General features: G+C 40.5%; 31 protein-coding genes. 1 reads left to right on the forward strand and 30 read right to left on the reverse strand.

What is annotated here, in order from left to right:
* Window positions 1–135: 135 nt before the first annotated feature.
* Both DNK84_RS14300 and DNK84_RS07425 read right to left on the reverse strand, forming a co-directional pair.
* Window positions 136–288, reverse strand: a complete 153-nt coding sequence (locus DNK84_RS14300; RefSeq protein WP_162902112.1) for a hypothetical protein — start codon at window positions 286–288, stop codon at window positions 136–138.
* An 82-nt stretch (window positions 289–370) separates the two neighbouring features.
* A complete protein-coding gene (locus DNK84_RS07425) occupies window positions 371–1,807 on the reverse strand; it encodes a sugar porter family MFS transporter (protein ID WP_162902296.1) in 1,437 nt (478 codons plus the stop codon).
* A 660-nt stretch (window positions 1,808–2,467) separates the two neighbouring features.
* Here DNK84_RS07425 and DNK84_RS07430 point away from each other — a divergent pair.
* Window positions 2,468–2,941, forward strand: a complete 474-nt coding sequence (locus DNK84_RS07430) for a hypothetical protein (RefSeq protein ID WP_119343912.1) — start codon at window positions 2,468–2,470, stop codon at window positions 2,939–2,941.
* Between the two features lie 17 nt (window positions 2,942–2,958).
* Here DNK84_RS07430 and DNK84_RS07435 read toward each other — a convergent pair whose 3' ends face one another.
* The 28 genes from DNK84_RS07435 to rplC form a co-directional block, all read right to left on the reverse strand.
* On the reverse strand, window positions 2,959–3,822 hold the full coding sequence (locus tag DNK84_RS07435) for an outer membrane protein (protein WP_162902297.1): 864 nt from the start codon (window positions 3,820–3,822) through the stop codon (window positions 2,959–2,961).
* Between the two features lie 77 nt (window positions 3,823–3,899).
* Complete coding sequence (gene rplQ, locus DNK84_RS07440) at window positions 3,900–4,349, reverse strand: 50S ribosomal protein L17 (protein ID WP_119343914.1); 450 nt, start codon at window positions 4,347–4,349, stop codon at window positions 3,900–3,902.
* Window positions 4,350–4,379: 30 nt separating this feature from the next.
* The gene (locus DNK84_RS07445; RefSeq protein ID WP_119343915.1) at window positions 4,380–5,357 is read right to left on the reverse strand and encodes a DNA-directed RNA polymerase subunit alpha; all 978 of its coding nucleotides are present in this window, start codon (window positions 5,355–5,357) and stop codon (window positions 4,380–4,382) included.
* A 30-nt stretch (window positions 5,358–5,387) separates the two neighbouring features.
* The gene (rpsD, locus tag DNK84_RS07450) at window positions 5,388–6,008 is read right to left on the reverse strand and encodes a 30S ribosomal protein S4 (protein WP_119343916.1); all 621 of its coding nucleotides are present in this window, start codon (window positions 6,006–6,008) and stop codon (window positions 5,388–5,390) included.
* Window positions 6,009–6,026: 18 nt separating this feature from the next.
* Window positions 6,027–6,413, reverse strand: a complete 387-nt coding sequence (gene rpsK / locus DNK84_RS07455; RefSeq protein WP_119343917.1) for a 30S ribosomal protein S11 — start codon at window positions 6,411–6,413, stop codon at window positions 6,027–6,029.
* Between the two features lie 30 nt (window positions 6,414–6,443).
* The gene (rpsM, locus tag DNK84_RS07460; RefSeq protein WP_119343918.1) at window positions 6,444–6,800 is read right to left on the reverse strand and encodes a 30S ribosomal protein S13; all 357 of its coding nucleotides are present in this window, start codon (window positions 6,798–6,800) and stop codon (window positions 6,444–6,446) included.
* A gap of 111 nt (window positions 6,801–6,911) precedes the next feature.
* The gene (gene rpmJ, locus DNK84_RS07465) at window positions 6,912–7,025 is read right to left on the reverse strand and encodes a 50S ribosomal protein L36 (RefSeq protein ID WP_119343919.1); all 114 of its coding nucleotides are present in this window, start codon (window positions 7,023–7,025) and stop codon (window positions 6,912–6,914) included.
* A 24-nt stretch (window positions 7,026–7,049) separates the two neighbouring features.
* Window positions 7,050–8,381 carry a preprotein translocase subunit SecY gene (gene secY / locus DNK84_RS07470; protein WP_119343920.1) on the reverse strand — a complete coding sequence of 444 codons (1,332 nt, stop codon included), beginning with the start codon at window positions 8,379–8,381 and terminating at the stop codon, window positions 7,050–7,052.
* An 8-nt stretch (window positions 8,382–8,389) separates the two neighbouring features.
* Entirely contained in the window at window positions 8,390–8,821 is a 432-nt protein-coding gene (gene rplO, locus DNK84_RS07475; protein ID WP_119343921.1) for a 50S ribosomal protein L15, read from the reverse strand.
* A gap of 6 nt (window positions 8,822–8,827) precedes the next feature.
* Entirely contained in the window at window positions 8,828–9,013 is a 186-nt protein-coding gene (gene rpmD, locus DNK84_RS07480; RefSeq protein ID WP_119343922.1) for a 50S ribosomal protein L30, read from the reverse strand.
* A gap of 5 nt (window positions 9,014–9,018) precedes the next feature.
* Window positions 9,019–9,519: a 30S ribosomal protein S5 gene (rpsE, locus tag DNK84_RS07485; RefSeq protein ID WP_119343923.1), complete on the reverse strand. Its 501-nt coding sequence runs from the start codon at window positions 9,517–9,519 to the stop codon at window positions 9,019–9,021.
* 15 nt (window positions 9,520–9,534) lie between these two features.
* Window positions 9,535–9,888, reverse strand: coding sequence for a 50S ribosomal protein L18 (gene rplR / locus DNK84_RS07490; protein ID WP_119343924.1), 354 nt, complete (start codon window positions 9,886–9,888; stop codon window positions 9,535–9,537).
* 13 nt (window positions 9,889–9,901) lie between these two features.
* A complete protein-coding gene (gene rplF, locus DNK84_RS07495) occupies window positions 9,902–10,438 on the reverse strand; it encodes a 50S ribosomal protein L6 (protein ID WP_119343925.1) in 537 nt (178 codons plus the stop codon).
* Between the two features lie 15 nt (window positions 10,439–10,453).
* Complete coding sequence (gene rpsH, locus DNK84_RS07500) at window positions 10,454–10,846, reverse strand: 30S ribosomal protein S8 (RefSeq protein ID WP_119343926.1); 393 nt, start codon at window positions 10,844–10,846, stop codon at window positions 10,454–10,456.
* A gap of 15 nt (window positions 10,847–10,861) precedes the next feature.
* Window positions 10,862–11,167: a 30S ribosomal protein S14 gene (gene rpsN / locus DNK84_RS07505; protein WP_119343927.1), complete on the reverse strand. Its 306-nt coding sequence runs from the start codon at window positions 11,165–11,167 to the stop codon at window positions 10,862–10,864.
* Between the two features lie 14 nt (window positions 11,168–11,181).
* Window positions 11,182–11,721 (reverse strand): 50S ribosomal protein L5, encoded by a 540-nt coding sequence (rplE, locus tag DNK84_RS07510; RefSeq protein ID WP_119343928.1) that lies wholly within the window; start codon window positions 11,719–11,721, stop codon window positions 11,182–11,184.
* A 10-nt stretch (window positions 11,722–11,731) separates the two neighbouring features.
* On the reverse strand, window positions 11,732–12,055 hold the full coding sequence (gene rplX / locus DNK84_RS07515) for a 50S ribosomal protein L24 (RefSeq protein WP_119343929.1): 324 nt from the start codon (window positions 12,053–12,055) through the stop codon (window positions 11,732–11,734).
* A gap of 14 nt (window positions 12,056–12,069) precedes the next feature.
* On the reverse strand, window positions 12,070–12,438 hold the full coding sequence (rplN, locus tag DNK84_RS07520) for a 50S ribosomal protein L14 (protein WP_119343930.1): 369 nt from the start codon (window positions 12,436–12,438) through the stop codon (window positions 12,070–12,072).
* Window positions 12,439–12,568: 130 nt separating this feature from the next.
* Window positions 12,569–12,820 carry a 30S ribosomal protein S17 gene (gene rpsQ, locus DNK84_RS07525; protein WP_119343931.1) on the reverse strand — a complete coding sequence of 84 codons (252 nt, stop codon included), beginning with the start codon at window positions 12,818–12,820 and terminating at the stop codon, window positions 12,569–12,571.
* A gap of 2 nt (window positions 12,821–12,822) precedes the next feature.
* Window positions 12,823–13,032 carry a 50S ribosomal protein L29 gene (rpmC, locus tag DNK84_RS07530; protein WP_119343932.1) on the reverse strand — a complete coding sequence of 70 codons (210 nt, stop codon included), beginning with the start codon at window positions 13,030–13,032 and terminating at the stop codon, window positions 12,823–12,825.
* Entirely contained in the window at window positions 13,032–13,445 is a 414-nt protein-coding gene (gene rplP, locus DNK84_RS07535) for a 50S ribosomal protein L16 (protein WP_119343933.1), read from the reverse strand. The genes rpmC and rplP overlap by 1 nt, the downstream gene beginning before the upstream one ends.
* Window positions 13,445–14,140, reverse strand: coding sequence for a 30S ribosomal protein S3 (gene rpsC / locus DNK84_RS07540; RefSeq protein WP_119343934.1), 696 nt, complete (start codon window positions 14,138–14,140; stop codon window positions 13,445–13,447). The genes rplP and rpsC overlap by 1 nt, the downstream gene beginning before the upstream one ends.
* Window positions 14,141–14,150: 10 nt before the next feature.
* Window positions 14,151–14,486 (reverse strand): 50S ribosomal protein L22, encoded by a 336-nt coding sequence (gene rplV, locus DNK84_RS07545; RefSeq protein WP_119343935.1) that lies wholly within the window; start codon window positions 14,484–14,486, stop codon window positions 14,151–14,153.
* Window positions 14,487–14,500: 14 nt separating this feature from the next.
* On the reverse strand, window positions 14,501–14,779 hold the full coding sequence (gene rpsS / locus DNK84_RS07550; protein WP_119343936.1) for a 30S ribosomal protein S19: 279 nt from the start codon (window positions 14,777–14,779) through the stop codon (window positions 14,501–14,503).
* 16 nt (window positions 14,780–14,795) lie between these two features.
* On the reverse strand, window positions 14,796–15,617 hold the full coding sequence (gene rplB, locus DNK84_RS07555) for a 50S ribosomal protein L2 (RefSeq protein WP_119343937.1): 822 nt from the start codon (window positions 15,615–15,617) through the stop codon (window positions 14,796–14,798).
* Between the two features lie 19 nt (window positions 15,618–15,636).
* Window positions 15,637–15,936 (reverse strand): 50S ribosomal protein L23, encoded by a 300-nt coding sequence (rplW, locus tag DNK84_RS07560; protein ID WP_208123279.1) that lies wholly within the window; start codon window positions 15,934–15,936, stop codon window positions 15,637–15,639.
* The gene (rplD, locus tag DNK84_RS07565) at window positions 15,930–16,553 is read right to left on the reverse strand and encodes a 50S ribosomal protein L4 (RefSeq protein WP_119343939.1); all 624 of its coding nucleotides are present in this window, start codon (window positions 16,551–16,553) and stop codon (window positions 15,930–15,932) included. Before rplD ends, rplW begins: the two co-directional genes overlap by 7 nt.
* 14 nt (window positions 16,554–16,567) lie before the next feature.
* Window positions 16,568–17,212, reverse strand: a complete 645-nt coding sequence (gene rplC, locus DNK84_RS07570) for a 50S ribosomal protein L3 (protein WP_119343940.1) — start codon at window positions 17,210–17,212, stop codon at window positions 16,568–16,570.
* Between the last annotated feature and the right edge of the window lie 17 nt (window positions 17,213–17,229).

The following is a 17,229-nucleotide window of genomic DNA, read 5'->3' on the forward strand; positions in this document are numbered from 1 at the left end:
GTTCATCTACCCGCTACGGACTCAGACCCCGACACCTCCACGCATACTCGCCTTTACGTATTGCGTAGTGCTGATTTCAGGCATATGAAAACCTTGATCAGGTGCGACGATGGTATATTACGGGGCTCAATACCTTCACTCGCGTTGTGGCTGATAGACCGCCCTTACTACAGCTTCATAATGTTCGTTACCTTGCATTATGTGTAGTTCGGTTCCAGACTGGTGGCTAGCCTTTTTCTGGGCTGGATTGTCCAGCTTGATTGCCTTAGCTTTGCTTGGCGCACTCATATGTTCTTATACTCCTTTGATTAAACCTCTATTTATTACATAGTCTCTTATTGATTTGATTTACTACTGCATGAAGATGCCTTTAATCAAATGCAGGTTGAGATTCCGGGATAATTCCCCCTTTAAGCCTGCCATCATCTGGCTGCTGCCCTAAGAGTCTTGCCGGTTTCCCCTGTTCAAGATTTGCCTCAATCTGCTCCAGTGAAACGCCTTTGGTCTCAGGCAAATACAATAGGCCAAATATTACAGCGCAAAAACAAAATCCCGCAAATATCAGCATGGTATAACCACCGCCTAATGCGTTAAATAACGGCAAAAAGCATAGTGAAACGACAAAGTTTGCTAACCACTGTATTGCTGTTGCAAAACTCATTGCTGTGCCACGAATTCGTGTTGGATAAAGTTCTGAAATCATCAGCCAGAAAATACATCCTAAACTTACTGCAAAAGCCATCATGTAGATCAATACGCTAAAAAATGCAATCCACGGGCTTAAATGTGGATTAAACTGATGCCAAGCCAAAGCAACAAGTGACAAACCAGCAATAAGTGCCCCAAAGATCAATAGGCTTCGCCGGCCAATTTTATCAACAGTAAACAAGGCAACAATCGTAAATACCGTATTGATCAACCCCATAATAAAAGTGGCAAACAATGAGATATTTTGGCTAAACCCTGCTTCATTAAAGACAAATGGCCCGTAATACATGATGATATTAATACCAGCTACCTGCTGTAAAACACCTAAAGCAAGCCCAATCAACATGACTTTTCTAATCGGTTTTTGAAACAAAGTCCGTAATTTCACTTGGCGCTTTACCTTCAAGGTATCTTTAATTTCATCAAGCTCTGCATTAATCATGGCTGTGTCATTACCACGAATTTTAGTCAAAATTTTCCTGGCATGATCCAGGCCAAATTTTGTTGCCACCCAACGTGGTGATGGTGGCATATATTTAAGCCCAATAAGCAGAAGAACTGGCGGGATCACACCGATTAAGAACATCAAGCGCCAACTTGAAGCACTGATATCATGAAGTAAATAGCCCACCAAAAAAGAAATGGCTTCGCCACCGGTAATAGCGACACTGTTAAACAGGACCAGCTTTCCGCGAATATCCAATGGTGAAACCTCTGAAATAAAAAGAGGTGAGGTAAATGAGGCAATACCAATACAGGCACCTAAAATAAAGCGTCCAATCAGCAATGAATACCAGCCTTGAGAAAGTGCTGCGATCAATGTGCCGACAATAAATAAGTAAGAAACCATGATCAATGTTTTTCGCCGCCCAATTAAATCGGTAATTCGGCCACAAAAAAGCGCACCTAAAAATGCGCCTAATACTGTTGAACTTACGACAGAAGACCACTGCCATGAACTAAGACCAAATTGATGCGTTATCTGCCATTGACCATCTGCGATAATGCCGGTATCAAAGCCAAATAACAACCCCCCCATCCCGGCAATAACAGCAACAAAATAAACAAACCGGTAGTTGTTTTTACAATTATCTTCCACTTGCTCCTCCTTAGTTTTCCTTTTAGCCGAACGGCTCATTGCTTTCAAACAATACTTTTGTAGTAATTTTATTTATGTATGCGATCAGCCAAGTCCATCATAATAAATACACCACACTACTGCTTATATGTGGGACACCCATTTAAAACAAATTATTTCAACGCAAGTTTTACGCGTTTATGCATGCATCCACACGAAAAAAAGCCAAGCAAGTCTCAGGAAAAGCGTATTGGGTTACTGGCCTTTTCCCTCATTGATTACGCATTATTTCGCTGATCTTTTTGGTGTTTAGATAAATGGCATCATACAGCATTCTGCTCAGAGCCTTATAAACACGCTTCTGCTTTGTACGCAAACTCCAGAAATAGCGCTTATAAATTTACAAATTTCCAACATATATCGAATATAAAAAATATAATTTAACATGTCACGTAATTTTTATACCATTTTAAAATAATTAGTAATATCACCTAGATGAACAGAAGATAAATCCTTAATATAAAAGCACGCTTCTACAGAATCTAAACCAAAGTGTATAAATTAAGTTCTTTATTTGTTTTATATAAGACCGCAAAGACTAAAATACATGTTTTAAAATTTACATAAATATTATAGACTTGCTAAACCACACTTAAAATACTACAGAAAAGGCATCAATTCATGGTAAAAAAACTCATATTAAGCACGTTTTTGCTTGGAGCAACATTAAGCCCAGCTTTTTTAATGGCACAAGCACCTCAATGCACAGGCAAAGATGCAAGCTTCCTTGAAGGTAAAGTGATATCAAATTTAAGTTTTCATGATGGCAAATCAAGAAAAGGAGTCGAACTATCCCACACCATTTTTTATATCGAGGACAGCAAAACAAATCAGCGCTATCAGGTATCTATTGATAATGTGTACGCCAAGGATTATGACCAATCGCATGGTCAAAGAATCCCAGAAAGCTTTAGTAAAAATATTAAAAAAGCAGATCACGTTCAACTGTGTGGCGAGCTTTACAATGGTGGAGAGTATGGTATTCATTGGGTACACAACAACTGTGGTAACAACAATGCAGGCCCAACAGGTTATGTCATTGTCAACGGCGGAAAATCCTTAACAAGCTCACAGGAGTACTGTAACTTGTGGTAAATAAAAAACTTTATTACTTAAAAAGTATAACTTATCCCCATTGTCACCGTATTGACTGAATTAACCTTTGATGTTGAAAATACATGGTCATATTCAAGATTCAAACCAATGCCATTGGTAAATAAGTAACCTGCACTAGCACCCGCACGTGCGGCAACGCCATTGCCGATGCCTCCAACATCCGTGCCATTTTGTGTTGCGCTATTACGCACATAAGCACCACCGAGCTTACCGACAAAATTAAAGCCCGACTCAAATAAGTAACGTGCTCTTAACATAAGATTTATATTCCAGCTTTTCACGGTCACTTGATCTTTTGTCTGTTTGCCATCGTAGTTACCGCCAAACTCAAAGCCCGCTAAGAAGCCTTTATAAAAATGCCAATCATAGCCAATATTACCACCAAATGCCGCAGCATAACCTTTACTATCAATATTTGCTGCACCCACATTGGCACCAACAAAAAATCCTGCATACTCATAAGGTAAGAGATGCGGTGAAGGTGGAACTTTGTTGTAGTCAAAATGATTGGATAATTGCAGCTGATAAATCAACGCTTTCGTTTTAGGATGATAAATTTTAATCGTACTTGAAGGCTGATCAATAACCACATAACCGTCTTGATATGCTATCTGTGGCGCAGGATGACCTGGTAGCTGATCAACCAGAATAATCGGCAAGTTTGAACTACTAACCGTTGGAACAAATTTAATATAGGTTTTCCCATCATTAACAAAAGCAGTTAATGGTTGATAAGCCGGCGCTGACGAAACCGTTTTGATATCAAAGTTAAAATTAGTTGATGGCAGCGTAATTTCATCTGCAAATATCATTGTGCTGGAAAGCGCACATAATACCAAAGTAGTGATTTTTCTTAACATAAAAAAATAACCCATGTGACAACATGGGTTAAGTATAGACGCTTTATAAAGCTGTGAAAATAAAAGAATGCCAAAAATTAAGCTTCTTCTACTTCCTCCACTGCTTCAATATGCTGTGGGCGGTCAACTAGCTCAATGAAAGCCATTGGTGCTTTGTCACCAAAACGGTAGCCACATTTTAATACGCGAGTATAACCACCTGGACGTGTTTCATAACGTGGCGCTACTTCTTCAAATAGCTTTTTAACTGCCGCTTTATTGCGTAAAGTGTTGAAAGCTTGACGTCTTAAAGCAACGATTTGTGCCTTGAATTCACCAGCTTCCATGTTACTTTCATTTTTACGCAATTCAACTTCGCGTTTTGCTAATGTAATCAAAGGTTCAATGTGACCTCTTAGCTCTTTAGCCTTAGGTAAAGTCGTTTTAATCAACTCATGTTTTAACAGTGAAGCTGACATGTTTCTGAACATCGCTTTGCGATGACTACTTGTTCTACTAAACTTACGACCGCTCTTACGATGACGCATAGTAATTTCCTTCTAGTTAAAATTATAATATTACTTACCAATCAACTGTTCTGGTGGCCAGTTGTCAATTCTGACACCTAAAGAAAGACCACGTTCTGCAAGAACAGATTTAATTTCATTTAAAGATTTACGACCCAAATTAGGAATACGCATTAAATCAGATTCAGGGTATTGTACTAAATCACCTAAGTAACGAATATTTTGCGCTTTTAGGCAATTTGCCGATCTAACGGTCAACTCCAGATCTTCAACAGGCCTCAATAACAGTGGATCAATCTCTGGTGTTTCCTGCGTACTCTTGCGACCCAAAGGTGCTTTAAGGTCAACAAATACCGCGATCTGCTCATAGAAATATGTCAAAGCGATTTCTATGGCTTTTTCTGGTTCTACTGTTCCCTTCGTACGCATATATACTTCCAGACTTTCGCTCATATCATCAACTTGTTGCACCTTAAAGGATACATCCAAGACCGGGTTAAACGAAGCGTCTAATGGAATATAACCAACGAGCATGTCCTCTTCTTGCGATTGCGTATACACAGTTGAAGGCACAAAACCTCGCCCTTGCACTACTTTGATGGACATATCAATCCGTCCACCTTCGTTTAAATGCGCAATGATGTAATCTGGATCTGTCACCTGAACGTTGCCGCTCACTTCCAAGTCTCCAGCTGTAACAAGCCCTGGACCTGTTTTTTCTAAAGTCAAATAAGCTTCTTCTGTTTCATTTTTCAGAATAACAGCAAGCTTTTTTAACTTAAGAAGAATTTCCACGACATCTTCTTGCACACCATCTAAAGTACAATACTCATGTAAGGCCTGATCAATCTGAACCTCTGTGACGGCGGCTCCTGGAATTGATGATAGAAGAATTCTTCTGAGAGCATTTCCCATAACATGACCAAAACCAGCAGCAAAAGGTGAAAGCGTTACTTTAAAACAGTTCTTACTCACCTCTTCAACATTGCTAATTTGTGGCTTGCAGGTCTCTACTGGACAAGTTTGCATTAAGCGCTCTCCATTCTCTGACATTAACGATTATTTAGAATACAACTCGACAATCAGCTGTTCGTTGATTTCTGCTGGCAATTCAGCACGATCAGGCGTGTTTTTGAATGTGCCTTCAAGCTTAGTTTCATCCAGCTCAATCCAGCTCATTGCAGGACGCTGCTTAGATAGCTCTAATGCATTTTGAACACGTAACTGCTTCTTCGCTTTCTCACGTACAGCAACCACATCACCTGCTTGGACAGCATATGATGGGATGTTACAGCTTTTACCATTCACAAGAATGCCTTTATGCGTCACTAGCTGGCGAGCCTCTGCACGAGTCGCACCAAAACCAAGACGATAAACCACATTATCTAAGCGGCTTTCTAATAACTGCAACAAGTTTGCACCTGTATTGCCTTTACGTCTTGCTGCTTCAACATAATAACGTCTGAACTGGTTTTCTAATATACCATAAATACGACGTACTTTCTGCTTTTCACGCAACTGTAAACCATAATCAGATAAACGCCCTTTTCTTGCGCCATGCTGACCCGGAGGCGTATTAATCTTACACTTTTCTTCAATTGATCTTACACCACTTTTAAGCTGTAGATCAGTGCCTTCTCGACGAGAAAGCTTACATTTTGGTCCTAAGTATCTTGCCATTTTACTTACCTTAAAATCTTATACACGACGTTTTTTCGGAGGACGGCAACCATTATGAGGTAATGGTGTAACATCAGTAATACTTGTCACTTTGAAGCCTTTCGCATTTAACGCACGAACAGCTGATTCACGGCCAGGTCCTGGACCTTTTACTAAAACGTCTAAGTTTTTCACACCATATTCTAATGCAGATTCACCTGCACGCTCAGCTGCAACTTGTGCTGCAAATGGTGTACTCTTACGAGAACCTCTAAAACCGCTACCACCAGATGTCGCCCAAGATAATGCATTACCCTGTCTATCAGTGATCGTCACAATCGTGTTGTTAAAAGATGCATGGATATGCGCAATCGCATCCGGCACACTCTTTTTAACTTTTTTCTTAGGCTTTACAGCTTTTGCCATAAGTTCGATTCCTATTTGTTATAATTGTACTTATGCCCTAATTGGCTTTCTTGGCCCTTTACGCGTACGAGCATTCGTCTTCGTACGTTGACCTCTTACAGGTAGATTACGACGGTGTCTTCTACCACGATAAGTTCCCAAATCAGCAAGACGCTTGATATTCATAGAAACTTCACGGCGTAGATCACCTTCTACTGTAAACTTGCCCACTTCTGTTCTTAAAGACTCAATCTGCTCTTCTGTTAAGTCTTTAATCTTTTTAGTTGGTTCAATACTACAAGCAGCACAAATTTTCTGTGCGCGTGGACGCCCAATGCCATAAATTGCTGTTAAAGCAACATCAGCATGTTTATGGTCAGGGACGTTTATCCCAGCTATACGAGCCATTCACAATACTCCATCTATCGTTTAAATAATTTTGTTAAATCTTTTCGACAATCTCAAGGTGCACAAAGATAGCTTCTTTTTCATAAAAAAGCAAGCCATTTCGATCATTTCTTAACCTTGACGCTGTTTATGTCTTTTATCTGTACAAATCACACGAACCACACGGTTACGTTTTATTACCTTGCAGTTCCTACAGATTCTTTTTACGGATGCTCTGACTTTCATTAGCTCACCTCATTTTTGTTAAAATTATATTTTACCGTAATTGCTTAAATTTGCTTTTTTCAACAATGAATCATACTGTGTTGACATCATATGTGACTGAACCTGTGCCATAAAGTCCATAATGACTACAACAACGATCAGTAAAGATGTTCCACCAAATGTAAATGACAAACCATGTCCAAAAAAGTTCATGATAAAAATTGGCAGAAGACAAATTGCCGTAATGTAGATTGAACCAACCAACGTCAATTTGCTCATTACTGAGTCAATATACTTTGCAGTTTGTTCACCAGGTCTAACACCAGAGATAAATGCACCTGATTTTTTCAGGTTATCTGCAGTTTCTTTTGGATTAAATACCAATGCGGTATAGAAAAAGCAAAAGAATATGATTGCAGCAGCAAAAATCACTGTATACAACAGGCTTCCTGGCTGCAACGCTTCACCAATTTCAGCTAACCAGCCAAGTGATGAAGAAGCGGCAAACCAGTTTGACAGCATACCTGGAACCATTAGAATGGATGAGGCAAAAATCGGTGGAATCACACCAGCCATATTTAGCTTTAATGGTAAATGGCTTTTTTGCGCAGCATACATTTTACGCCCTTGTTGGCGCTTTGCATAATTTACTGTGATGCGGCGCTGTGCACGCTCCACAAAAACAACAAACGCAACAACTGCCAGCAGGATAATAAACAATACCCAGACTGATAGGTAGGAAATGGCACCCTGGTTTGCTTGTGAAAGCGTTGTACTGACTTCAAATGGCAGGTTGGCAACAATTCCTGAGAAAATCAGTAATGAAATACCATTACCAATGCCGCGCTCAGTCATTTGCTCACCCAACCACATCAGGAACATACTACCGGTTGTCATTGAAATAATAGCAGCAAAATAAAATAAAAATCTTGAATCTACATCCACAAGACCTGGTTGGTTAAAGGTATAAACCGCAATACCAAACGATTGTATCAACGCTAGTGCAAGCGTCGCATATCGCGTATATTGCGTAATCTTTTTCTGACCAGACTCACCTTCTTTTTTCAACTCCATCAGCTTTGGCGATACCGCGCTCATCATCTGAAAAATAATAGAAGCCGAAATATAAGGCATTACCCCTAACGCAAAGATACTAAGTTTTGTTAACGCACCACCTGAGAACATATTAAACATGTTCAACAGCCCGTTTCCACCGGCTGTTTGTGCCGACATTAACTTGCTTAGTTGCTCTGCATCAATGTAAGGAATAGGGATATAGACACCAAGTCTGAAGACAATAATGCCCAGCAGAACAAAAAGAAGACGAGCCCTTAATTCCTTAAGCCCACCACCCTTTTTTAGATTTTTTTTTGCCATAGCTGATATTACTCTACTTTTCCGCCTGCCGCTTCAATAGCTGCTTTTGCACCTTTTGTGCAATGAATGCCATCGATTGTTACTGCTTTTGTAATTTCACCTGATGCAATGATTCTTGCTGAAAGCATATCCTTACGAATAATACCGGCTTGCTTCAATACATCAAGATTAATTGCTTCTGCTGCGATATCGTTAATTTCATGTAAACGCACTTCAGCAACCAAATGTCCTTTACGTGAAGTAAAACCAAACTTAGGAAGCCTTCTTTGAAGTGGCATCTGACCACCCTCAAAACCTACTTTATGGTAACCGCCAGAACGTGCTTTCTGACCTTTATGACCACGGCCACAAGTCTTACCTAAACCACTGCCTATACCACGTCCAACGCGTTTTGCAGCAGGTTTAGAACCAGGAGCTGGAGAAATCTCATTTAGTCTCATTTTTCATTACCCCTCTATGTTCACCATATAGTAGATCTTGTTTGCCATACCGCGATTTTCCGGCGTGTCAATAATCTCTACTGTTTGATGAATTTTACGTAAGCCCAAACCTCTTGCACATGCTTTATGTTTCTCAGCACGGCCAATCAGGCTTTTTGTCAATGTAACTTTAAATGTTGCTTGCTTTGTCATAACAATCACCCTTGAATCGCTTCAACAGAAAGACCGCGTTTTTCTGCAATCTCTTCCGGAGATTTAATTTTTGCCAGACCATTAATCGTTGCACGAACAACATTGACCGGATTTGTTGAACCATATGTTTTCGCTAAAACGTTATGAAGCCCAACCACCTCAAACACAGCACGCATCGCACCACCGGCAATAATACCCGTACCTGCTGATGCCGGTTGCATAAAGACTTTTGATGCACCGTGCGAAGCGGTAGTAGGGTACCACAATGTATCGCCATTTAAATTAACGTCAACCATGTTGCGACGTCCGTTTTCCATTGCTTTTTGAATCGCAACAGGTACTTCACGTGATTTCCCACGACCAATACCAACACGACCTTTACCATCGCCAACAACAACTAAGGCGGCAAAGCTCATGATTCTGCCACCTTTTACTGTTTTGGCATGTCTTTTAACGCTGACTAATTTTTCAATTAAGCCATCAGTTTTTTGCATATCGTTAGCCATTTTATCAGTCGCCTTTTAAAATTTTAAACCACTCTCTCTAGCTGCATCAGCTAGCGCTTTAATACGTCCATGGTACTTATAACCAGAACGATCAAAAGCAACTTCTGTAATACCTTTTTCCACAGCACGCTGTGCAATTGCAGCACCAACTACTTGTGCTGCCTGGATATTACCACCATGTTTGCAGCTTTCCTTAATTGACTTCTCAACAGTTGAAGCTGCAACTAAGATTTGCCCACCATCACCAGTAATAACTTGTGCATAGGTATGTTGTGGTGTTTTATGTACACATAAACGAACTTTATTTAGCTCTTTTAACTTTATACGTGTGCGTTTAGCACGACGTAAACGAGCATTTTTCTTATCCATCGCCCTAACTCACTTATTTTTTCTTAGCTTCTTTGGTAATGACTCTTTCATCCGCATAACGAACACCTTTACCCTTATAGGCTTCTGGTCTTCTATAATCACGAATATCAGCAGCAACTTTACCTAGTAGCTCTTTGTTAGCACTTTTTAACACGATTTCAGTTTGTGAAGGCGTTTCAGCCGTTACACCTTGTGGTAATGTATGATTGACAGGGTGAGAAAAGCCCAGTGTCAAATTCACGGTATTACCTTGTGCTTTAGCACGATAACCTACACCAACCAGCTGCAATTTTTTCTCAAAGCCCTGGCTTACACCGATAACCATGTTATTAATTAAAGCTCTTGCTGTGCCAGAGTGCATTGTCGCATCTTTTGACTGCTCGTTTGGCACAATTTTCACTTCTTTGTCAGCAATTTCGACACTGACAGCATTATTAATCTGCTTTGTTAGCTCGCCCTTGCTGCCTTTAACAGTGACAACATTGCTTGTATCAACAGCAATGCTCACGCCACTTGGAATAACAACAGGCTTTTTTCCGATTCTAGACATCAAATATCTCCTGTTTTATGCCACGTAGAAAACAACTTCGCCGCCAACGTTTTCAGTACGTGCTTGTCTGTCACTCATCAGACCTTTTGACGTTGAAATCGCAGCAACACCATAACCACCATAAACTTTTGGTAAGTCGTTTGCTGTTTTGTAAATACGCAGCCCTGGTCTGCTAACACGTTTTAGCATTTCAATCACAGGTCGCCCTTCATGATATTTAAGCTCAACTTGCAGCGTGCCATTGTTTTCAGAAGACGTATCAAAAGACTTGATATAGCCTTCGCTTAAAAGCAATTCAGCGATTGCTTTTTTCTTTTTTGATAATGGCATTGCAACCGTTTTTTTGTTTGCAGACAAACCATTTCTTATTCTTGTTAGCATATCTGCAATAGGATCTTGCATACTCATAATTTTAACCCTCTATTACCAGCTAGCTTTTTTCAAGCCTGGAACATCGCCACGCATTGCATGCTCGCGCAATTTATTTCTACACAGGCCAAACTTTTTATATACCGCATGCGGTCTGCCAGTGATACGGCAACGTTTTTGCAAACGCGAGCGTGATGAATTCACTGGAAGCTTTTGCAATTGGATCTGTGCATCCCACTTTTCATCATCAGTGGCATTTGGACTCAAGATGATTGCTTTTAGCTCAGCTCTTTTTTGAGCGTATTTTTCAACCAGCTTTTGTCTTTTCAATTCTCTTTGGATCATTCCAACTTTTGCCATTGTTTGGTAACTCCTTACGATTTTAATGGGAAGTTAAATGCGCTTAACAATGCTTTACTGTGCTCATCACTTTTTGCCGTTGTTGTGATCGTAATATCTAAACCACGAATTGCATCAACTTTATCGTAATCAATCTCAGGGAAAGCAATGTGCTCACGCACACCCATACTATAGTTACCACGACCGTCAAAAGACTTAGCACTTAAGCCACGAAAGTCACGAACGCGCGGAATTGCAATTGAAACCAAACGATCTAAAAATTCATACATACGTTCGCCACGCAAAGTAACTTTGCAACCGATTGGCCAACCATCACGAATTTTAAAACCTGCAATTGATTTTCTTGATTTTGTCACAATTGGTTTTTGACCTGCGATTATTTCAAGATCTTTCACTGCAGATTCCATCGCTTTTTTATCTTTTGCAGCTTCACCAACACCCATGTTTAGCGTGATCTTTTCAATGCGAGGCACCTGCATCACATTGTTCAAACCAAGCTCTTTTTGCAGCTGTGGAACCACTTTTTCTTGATAGAAAGCTTTTAGCCTTGCCATATTCTACTACCTATAGATCTACTAATTCGCCATTTGATTTAAAATAGCGAACTTTTTTACTACCATCTTCTACAAATTTAAAGCCAACACGGTCAGCTTTTTTTGTAGCCGGGTTATACAAAGCAACATTCGAGGCGTGGATTGATGCTTCTTTCTCAACGATGCCGCCCTCAACCCCTTTATTTGGATTAGGCTTCACATGCTTTTTGACTAAATTCACACCTTCCACAACAACACGATCTTTATCAGAAAGTATTGAAACGACTGTTCCTCTGCGACCTTTATCTTTTCCAGCAATAACAATAACGTCATCGCCTTTTTTCAGTCTATTCATTGTTATACTCCAACTTATAGCACTTCTGGGGCAAGTGAAACAATTTTCATAAACTGCTCACTACGCAGCTCGCGTGTCACTGGGCCGAATATACGTGTACCAATTGGCTGGTTATTGTTATTCAAAAGGACAACAGCATTACCATCAAAACGTAAAACAGAACCATCACGACGACGAACGCCTTTGGCTGTTCTTACGACAACGGCATTATGCACGCTACCTTTTTTAACTTTACCACGTGGGTTAGCTTCTTTGACAGAAACCTTAATTACATCGCCAATATTTGCATATCTGCGATGAGATCCACCCAACACCTTGATACATTCTACCCTACGAGCGCCACTATTATCAGCAACTTGAAGTTCAGTTTGCATCTGAATCATTGTTTATACCTCATTTACGTCAATTTCTAATCAGTGGCGTCAAAAGACGCACCATTATAACAGCCAGGCAAGAAAATGCAATTTTTTTGCCCAAGCTACAGCAATCCATTTTACGATTGTTTAAACGCTACTATTTTGCACGCTCAACAATTGAAACCAAACGCCACTTTTTAGTCTTTGAGTAAGGTCTTGTTTCAGTAATTGTTACGGTATCGCCTTCTTTACAATCATTAGCTTCATCATGCACATGATACTTAGTTGATTTTGAAACAAACTTACCATACAAAGGATGCTTAACCTTACGCTCAACCACAACAGTAATGGTTTTATCCATCTTGTCGCTGGTGACTTTTCCCAGTAATGTTCTTAATTTATCACTCATCTTTAAGCACCTGCTTTTTGTTTTTCAGACAAGATTGTATTAATGCGAGCAATATCACGACGAATAGTCTTAAACATATGATTCTTCGTTAATTGCCCAGTACCTTTTTGCATACGCAAATTAAACTGCTCTTTTAAAAGATCAATTTTCTGCGCTTTTAGCTCTTCAGCTGATTTCGCTTTTAGCTCTTGAATCTTTTCTTTTGCTTTCATTACATCACCGTTTTTTCTACAAATGTAGTTAACACAGGAAGCTTGGCAGCTGCGCGTGCAAATGCTGACCTTGCTAGCTCTTGGCTTACACCTTCGATTTCATAAAGCATTTTACCTGGCTTGATTTGAACAACCCAATACTCCACATTACCTTTACCTTTACCCATACGAACTTCTAAAGGCTTTTCAGTAATTGGCTTATCTGGGAACATACGAATCCAAACTTTACCACCACGCTTAATATGACGATTAATCGCACGACGGCCTGCTTCAATTTGTCTAGCAGTGATACGGCCACGAGTTGTTGCCTGCAAACCAAACTGCCCGAAGCTTACCTTGTTACCACGTAAAGCCATACCACGGTTACGCAATTTTTGCTGTTTACGGAACTTTGTACGTTTAGGCTGTAACATTATTTAGCCCCTCTTCTTTTTGCTTTTCTTGGCGCTTTGTCTTCTTTTTCACTGGCACGTTCTTGGCCAGGAAGCACTTCGCCTTTAAAAATCCACACTTTAACACCTAAAATACCATAGGTTGTCAAAGCCTCAGAAGTTGCATAATCAATATCTGCACGGAAAGTGTGAAGTGGGATGCGCCCTTCTTTTGCCCATTCAGTACGTGCAATTTCAGCACCGCCCAAACGACCAGCAATTGACACTTTAATACCTTCAGCACCCATTTTCATTGCAGTTTGAATCGCACGCTTCATCGCACGACGAAACATTACACGCTTTTCTAACTGCTGCGCAATACTATCAGCAACCAATTGCGCATCCAATTCAGGTTTACGAATTTCTTCGATATTAATCTGAACAGGAATACCCATTTTCTTTGTTAATACTTGACGCAATACTTCAACATCTTCGCCTTTTTTACCGATCACGATACCAGGGCGTGCAGTGTAAATAGTTACCTTTGCATTTTGCGCTGGTCTTTCGATCTTAATGCGACTTACTGAAGCATTTGCCAATTTTTTATGAAGATAGCTACGAACCTCAATATCCGTATTTAACTTATCTGCATAATCTTTTGCATCTGCATACCATACTGAACGCCAGTCTTTAATAAAACCTAGGCGTATTCCGGTAGGATGAACCTTCTGACCCATTGATTGCCCCTTAATTTTTCTCAGCAACCTTCACAGTAACATGTGAAGTTCGTTTTAAAATACGATTGCCACGCCCTTTTGCGCGCGCTTCAAAACGTTTCATAGTTGGACCTTCATCAACGTGTACTGTCGAAACATATAACTCGTCAATATCCATACCATCATTGTGTTCAGCATTTGCAATCGCAGACGTTAGCACACCTTTGATCAAACTTGCAGCTTTTTTATTGCTAAAAGAAAGAAGGTTTAATGCTTTTTCAACCGGCAAGCCACGAATCTGGTCTGCAACCAGACGCGCTTTTTGCGCTGAAATACGCGCATGCTTTAATTTTGCTTGGATTTCCATTACTAAAACCTCAATTATTTTTTCTTAGCTTTTTTATCTGCTGCGTGTCCGCGGTAGGTGCGAGTCACAGCAAACTCACCCAACTTGTGGCCGATCATGTTTTCATTAACTAAAACAGGCACATGTTGACGACCATTATGCACAGCAATGGTTAAACCAATCATATCTGGCACGATCATTGATCTTCTAGACCAAGTTTTTATCGGTTTTTTCGAATTTGACTCTTGCGCATCAAACACTTTCTTTAATAAGTGATGATCAACGAAAGGGCCTTTCTTTAATGAACGAGGCACAATATTCTCCCTTTAATTATTTACGTCTTTGAACAATTAACTTATTCGAACGCTTATTTTTACGCGTTTTCTTACCCTTAGTTTGCACACCCCAAGGCGTTACAGGGTGACGGCCACCAGAAGTACGACCTTCACCACCACCATGTGGGTGATCAACCGGGTTCATCGCAACACCGCGTACAGTAGGACGAATACCACGCCAACGATTTGCGCCCGCTTTACCGATTGATCTCAAGCTATGTTCAGAGTTGGACACAACGCCAATAACTGCACGGCAATCTAATAATACTTTACGCATTTCGCCTGAACGCAAGCGCAAAATTGCATGTGTATTATCCTTACCAACGATTTGAACTGAAGTTCCCGCAGAACGCGCCATTTGCGCACCCTTGCCTGGCTTCATCTCAACGTTATGCACAACCGTACCCAATGGGATGTTACGAATTGGCATACAGTTACCCGGCTTGATTGACACATGGCTTCCAGAGATGATCTCGCTACCCTCTTTAATACCTTTAGGCGCGATCACATATCTTCTTTCACCATCCTTATAAAGCACCAATGCAATATAAGCAGTGCGGTTTGGATCATATTCTAGTCGTTCAACTTTAGCAGAAATGTCATCCTTATTGCGCTTAAAGTCGATAACACGATAATGATGCTTATGACCACCACCTTTGTGACGTGTTGTAATACGACCCTCGTTATTACGACCAGCCGTTTTTGTTTGCTTCTCAACTAAACCTGCAAACGGTCTACCTTTATATAGCTCATCGTTTTTAATCTGAACGACAAAACGACGACCAGGAGAGGTTGGTTTTGCTTTAACAACTTTCATATCTTATCCTCACCCCTACTTATTCGGCATCAATGAAATTGATGTCGTGACCTTCAGCAAGCTTAACATAAGCCTTCTTCCAGTCTTTAGTTCTACCTTCAATACGGCCAAAACGGCGCGCTTTACCTTTAACATTCACGGTTTTCACTGAATCAATCTTTACTTCAAAAAGCGTTTCAACGGCTTCTTTGATTTCAGGTTTTTTCGCATCAGTGGCAACTTTAAATACAACATGGGAAGCCTGATCTGCAGCTTCATATGCTTTGCTTGTCACATGCGGGCTTAGCAATATTTTCAATAGTCTTTCTTGTTTCATGATAAACGCTCCTCAACTTGCTTAACCGCACTTTGCGTCATAATAACCTTGTCAAAGCACATCAATGAAACTGGATTGATTTCGTCCGCATCACAAACAGCAACGTTTTTAATGTTGCGTGAAGCCAGGTAAAGCTCTTCTGTGAACTCATCCATACTTACAACAATTAATGCATCTTTAACATTAAGCTGCTTAAGTTGGGCAACAAAATCTTTTGTCTTTGGTGTTTCAGCCTTAATCGTATCAACCGTGATCAAACGCTCGTTTCTGACTAACTCAGATAGGATTGACTGAATCGCAGCACGGTACATCTTACGGTTAACTTTTTGTGCATAGCTTCTTGGCTTAGCAGCAAAGGTTACACCACCTTTTCTAAATATAGGTGAACGAATCGTTCCGGCACGCGCGCGGCCTGTACCTTTCTGACGCCAAGGTTTTGCACCGCCACCTGAAACCTCAGAGCGCGTTTTTTGCGCTTTAGAGCCTTGACGGGCACCAGCCATATAAGCAACGGCAACCTGATGCACCAAGGATTCATTATAATCTCTAGAGAACACGCTATCAGCAACATTCAATACAGAATGCTCTTGACCAGCTAATGTTTTTACATTTAAATCCACTTTCTTTCTCCCTCTTAGCCTTTAACCTTTACAGCAGGTGTTACGATAACATCACCGCCTTTTGCCCCAGGAATACCGCCTTTAAGCAGCAACAATCCATTTTCGGCATCTACTTTAACAACTTCAAGAGTTTGAACAGTGGTTTTAACGTTACCCATCTGACCTGCCATCTTTTTATTCTTAAAAACACGACCAGGCGTTTGGTTTTGCCCCGTTGAACCTAACACACGATGCGAAAGTGAATTGCCGTGTGTTGCATCTTGCATGCTGAAGTTATGGCGTTTCACACCACCTTGAAAACCTTTACCTTTTGAAGTACCACTAACATCAACTTTCTGACCCGCTTCAAACAGCGTTACATCAATTGATTTACCGACTTCAAATTCATCTAGCCGAGTTGCATCTATTCTGAACTCCCACAGACCGCGACCAGGCTCAACACTTGCCTTGGCATAATGGCCGGCTTCTGGTTTATTCACACGTGAACGTTTTTTCACGCCAGTTGTCACCTGAATAGAAGTATAGCCATCCGTGTCAGTTGTTTTAACCTGTGTTACCGTATTTGGTTCCACATGAATGACTGTCACAGGAATAGACGAACCATCTTCAGCAAATATGCGTGTCATACCGCATTTGCGGCCTACGATACCTAAAGACATCTTTTTTCCTCTTTTGT

It is taken from the genome of Facilibium subflavum (genome assembly GCF_003574485.1).
In the GTDB taxonomy this organism is placed as follows: Bacteria; Pseudomonadota; Gammaproteobacteria; order Francisellales; family Francisellaceae; genus Facilibium; species Facilibium subflavum.

What these genes read in the sequence shown, in the direction of transcription:
- DNK84_RS14300 (WP_162902112.1), bottom strand. Translation starts at nt 288, where the DNA reads ATGAGTGCGCCAAGCAAAGCTAAGGCAATCAAGCTGGACAATCCAGCC.
- DNK84_RS07430 (WP_119343912.1), top strand. Translation starts at nt 2,468, where the DNA reads ATGGTAAAAAAACTCATATTAAGCACGTTTTTGCTTGGAGCAACATTA.
- DNK84_RS07435 (WP_162902297.1), bottom strand. Translation starts at nt 3,822, where the DNA reads ATGTTAAGAAAAATCACTACTTTGGTATTATGTGCGCTTTCCAGCACA.
- rplQ (WP_119343914.1), bottom strand. Translation starts at nt 4,349, where the DNA reads ATGCGTCATCGTAAGAGCGGTCGTAAGTTTAGTAGAACAAGTAGTCAT.
- DNK84_RS07445 (WP_119343915.1), bottom strand. Translation starts at nt 5,357, where the DNA reads ATGCAAACTTGTCCAGTAGAGACCTGCAAGCCACAAATTAGCAATGTT.
- rpsD (WP_119343916.1), bottom strand. Translation starts at nt 6,008, where the DNA reads ATGGCAAGATACTTAGGACCAAAATGTAAGCTTTCTCGTCGAGAAGGC.
- rpsK (WP_119343917.1), bottom strand. Translation starts at nt 6,413, where the DNA reads ATGGCAAAAGCTGTAAAGCCTAAGAAAAAAGTTAAAAAGAGTGTGCCG.
- rpsM (WP_119343918.1), bottom strand. Translation starts at nt 6,800, where the DNA reads ATGGCTCGTATAGCTGGGATAAACGTCCCTGACCATAAACATGCTGAT.
- rpmJ (WP_119343919.1), bottom strand. Translation starts at nt 7,025, where the DNA reads ATGAAAGTCAGAGCATCCGTAAAAAGAATCTGTAGGAACTGCAAGGTA.
- secY (WP_119343920.1), bottom strand. Translation starts at nt 8,381, where the DNA reads ATGGCAAAAAAAAATCTAAAAAAGGGTGGTGGGCTTAAGGAATTAAGG.
- rplO (WP_119343921.1), bottom strand. Translation starts at nt 8,821, where the DNA reads ATGAGACTAAATGAGATTTCTCCAGCTCCTGGTTCTAAACCTGCTGCA.
- rpmD (WP_119343922.1), bottom strand. Translation starts at nt 9,013, where the DNA reads ATGACAAAGCAAGCAACATTTAAAGTTACATTGACAAAAAGCCTGATT.
- rpsE (WP_119343923.1), bottom strand. Translation starts at nt 9,519, where the DNA reads ATGGCTAACGATATGCAAAAAACTGATGGCTTAATTGAAAAATTAGTC.
- rplR (WP_119343924.1), bottom strand. Translation starts at nt 9,888, where the DNA reads ATGGATAAGAAAAATGCTCGTTTACGTCGTGCTAAACGCACACGTATA.
- rplF (WP_119343925.1), bottom strand. Translation starts at nt 10,438, where the DNA reads ATGTCTAGAATCGGAAAAAAGCCTGTTGTTATTCCAAGTGGCGTGAGC.
- rpsH (WP_119343926.1), bottom strand. Translation starts at nt 10,846, where the DNA reads ATGAGTATGCAAGATCCTATTGCAGATATGCTAACAAGAATAAGAAAT.
- rpsN (WP_119343927.1), bottom strand. Translation starts at nt 11,167, where the DNA reads ATGGCAAAAGTTGGAATGATCCAAAGAGAATTGAAAAGACAAAAGCTG.
- rplE (WP_119343928.1), bottom strand. Translation starts at nt 11,721, where the DNA reads ATGGCAAGGCTAAAAGCTTTCTATCAAGAAAAAGTGGTTCCACAGCTG.
- rplX (WP_119343929.1), bottom strand. Translation starts at nt 12,055, where the DNA reads ATGAATAGACTGAAAAAAGGCGATGACGTTATTGTTATTGCTGGAAAA.
- rplN (WP_119343930.1), bottom strand. Translation starts at nt 12,438, where the DNA reads ATGATTCAGATGCAAACTGAACTTCAAGTTGCTGATAATAGTGGCGCT.
- rpsQ (WP_119343931.1), bottom strand. Translation starts at nt 12,820, where the DNA reads ATGAGTGATAAATTAAGAACATTACTGGGAAAAGTCACCAGCGACAAG.
- rpmC (WP_119343932.1), bottom strand. Translation starts at nt 13,032, where the DNA reads ATGAAAGCAAAAGAAAAGATTCAAGAGCTAAAAGCGAAATCAGCTGAA.
- rplP (WP_119343933.1), bottom strand. Translation starts at nt 13,445, where the DNA reads ATGTTACAGCCTAAACGTACAAAGTTCCGTAAACAGCAAAAATTGCGT.
- rpsC (WP_119343934.1), bottom strand. Translation starts at nt 14,140, where the DNA reads ATGGGTCAGAAGGTTCATCCTACCGGAATACGCCTAGGTTTTATTAAA.
- rplV (WP_119343935.1), bottom strand. Translation starts at nt 14,486, where the DNA reads ATGGAAATCCAAGCAAAATTAAAGCATGCGCGTATTTCAGCGCAAAAA.
- rplB (WP_119343937.1), bottom strand. Translation starts at nt 15,617, where the DNA reads ATGAAAGTTGTTAAAGCAAAACCAACCTCTCCTGGTCGTCGTTTTGTC.
- rplC (WP_119343940.1), bottom strand. Translation starts at nt 17,212, where the DNA reads ATGTCTTTAGGTATCGTAGGCCGCAAATGCGGTATGACACGCATATTT.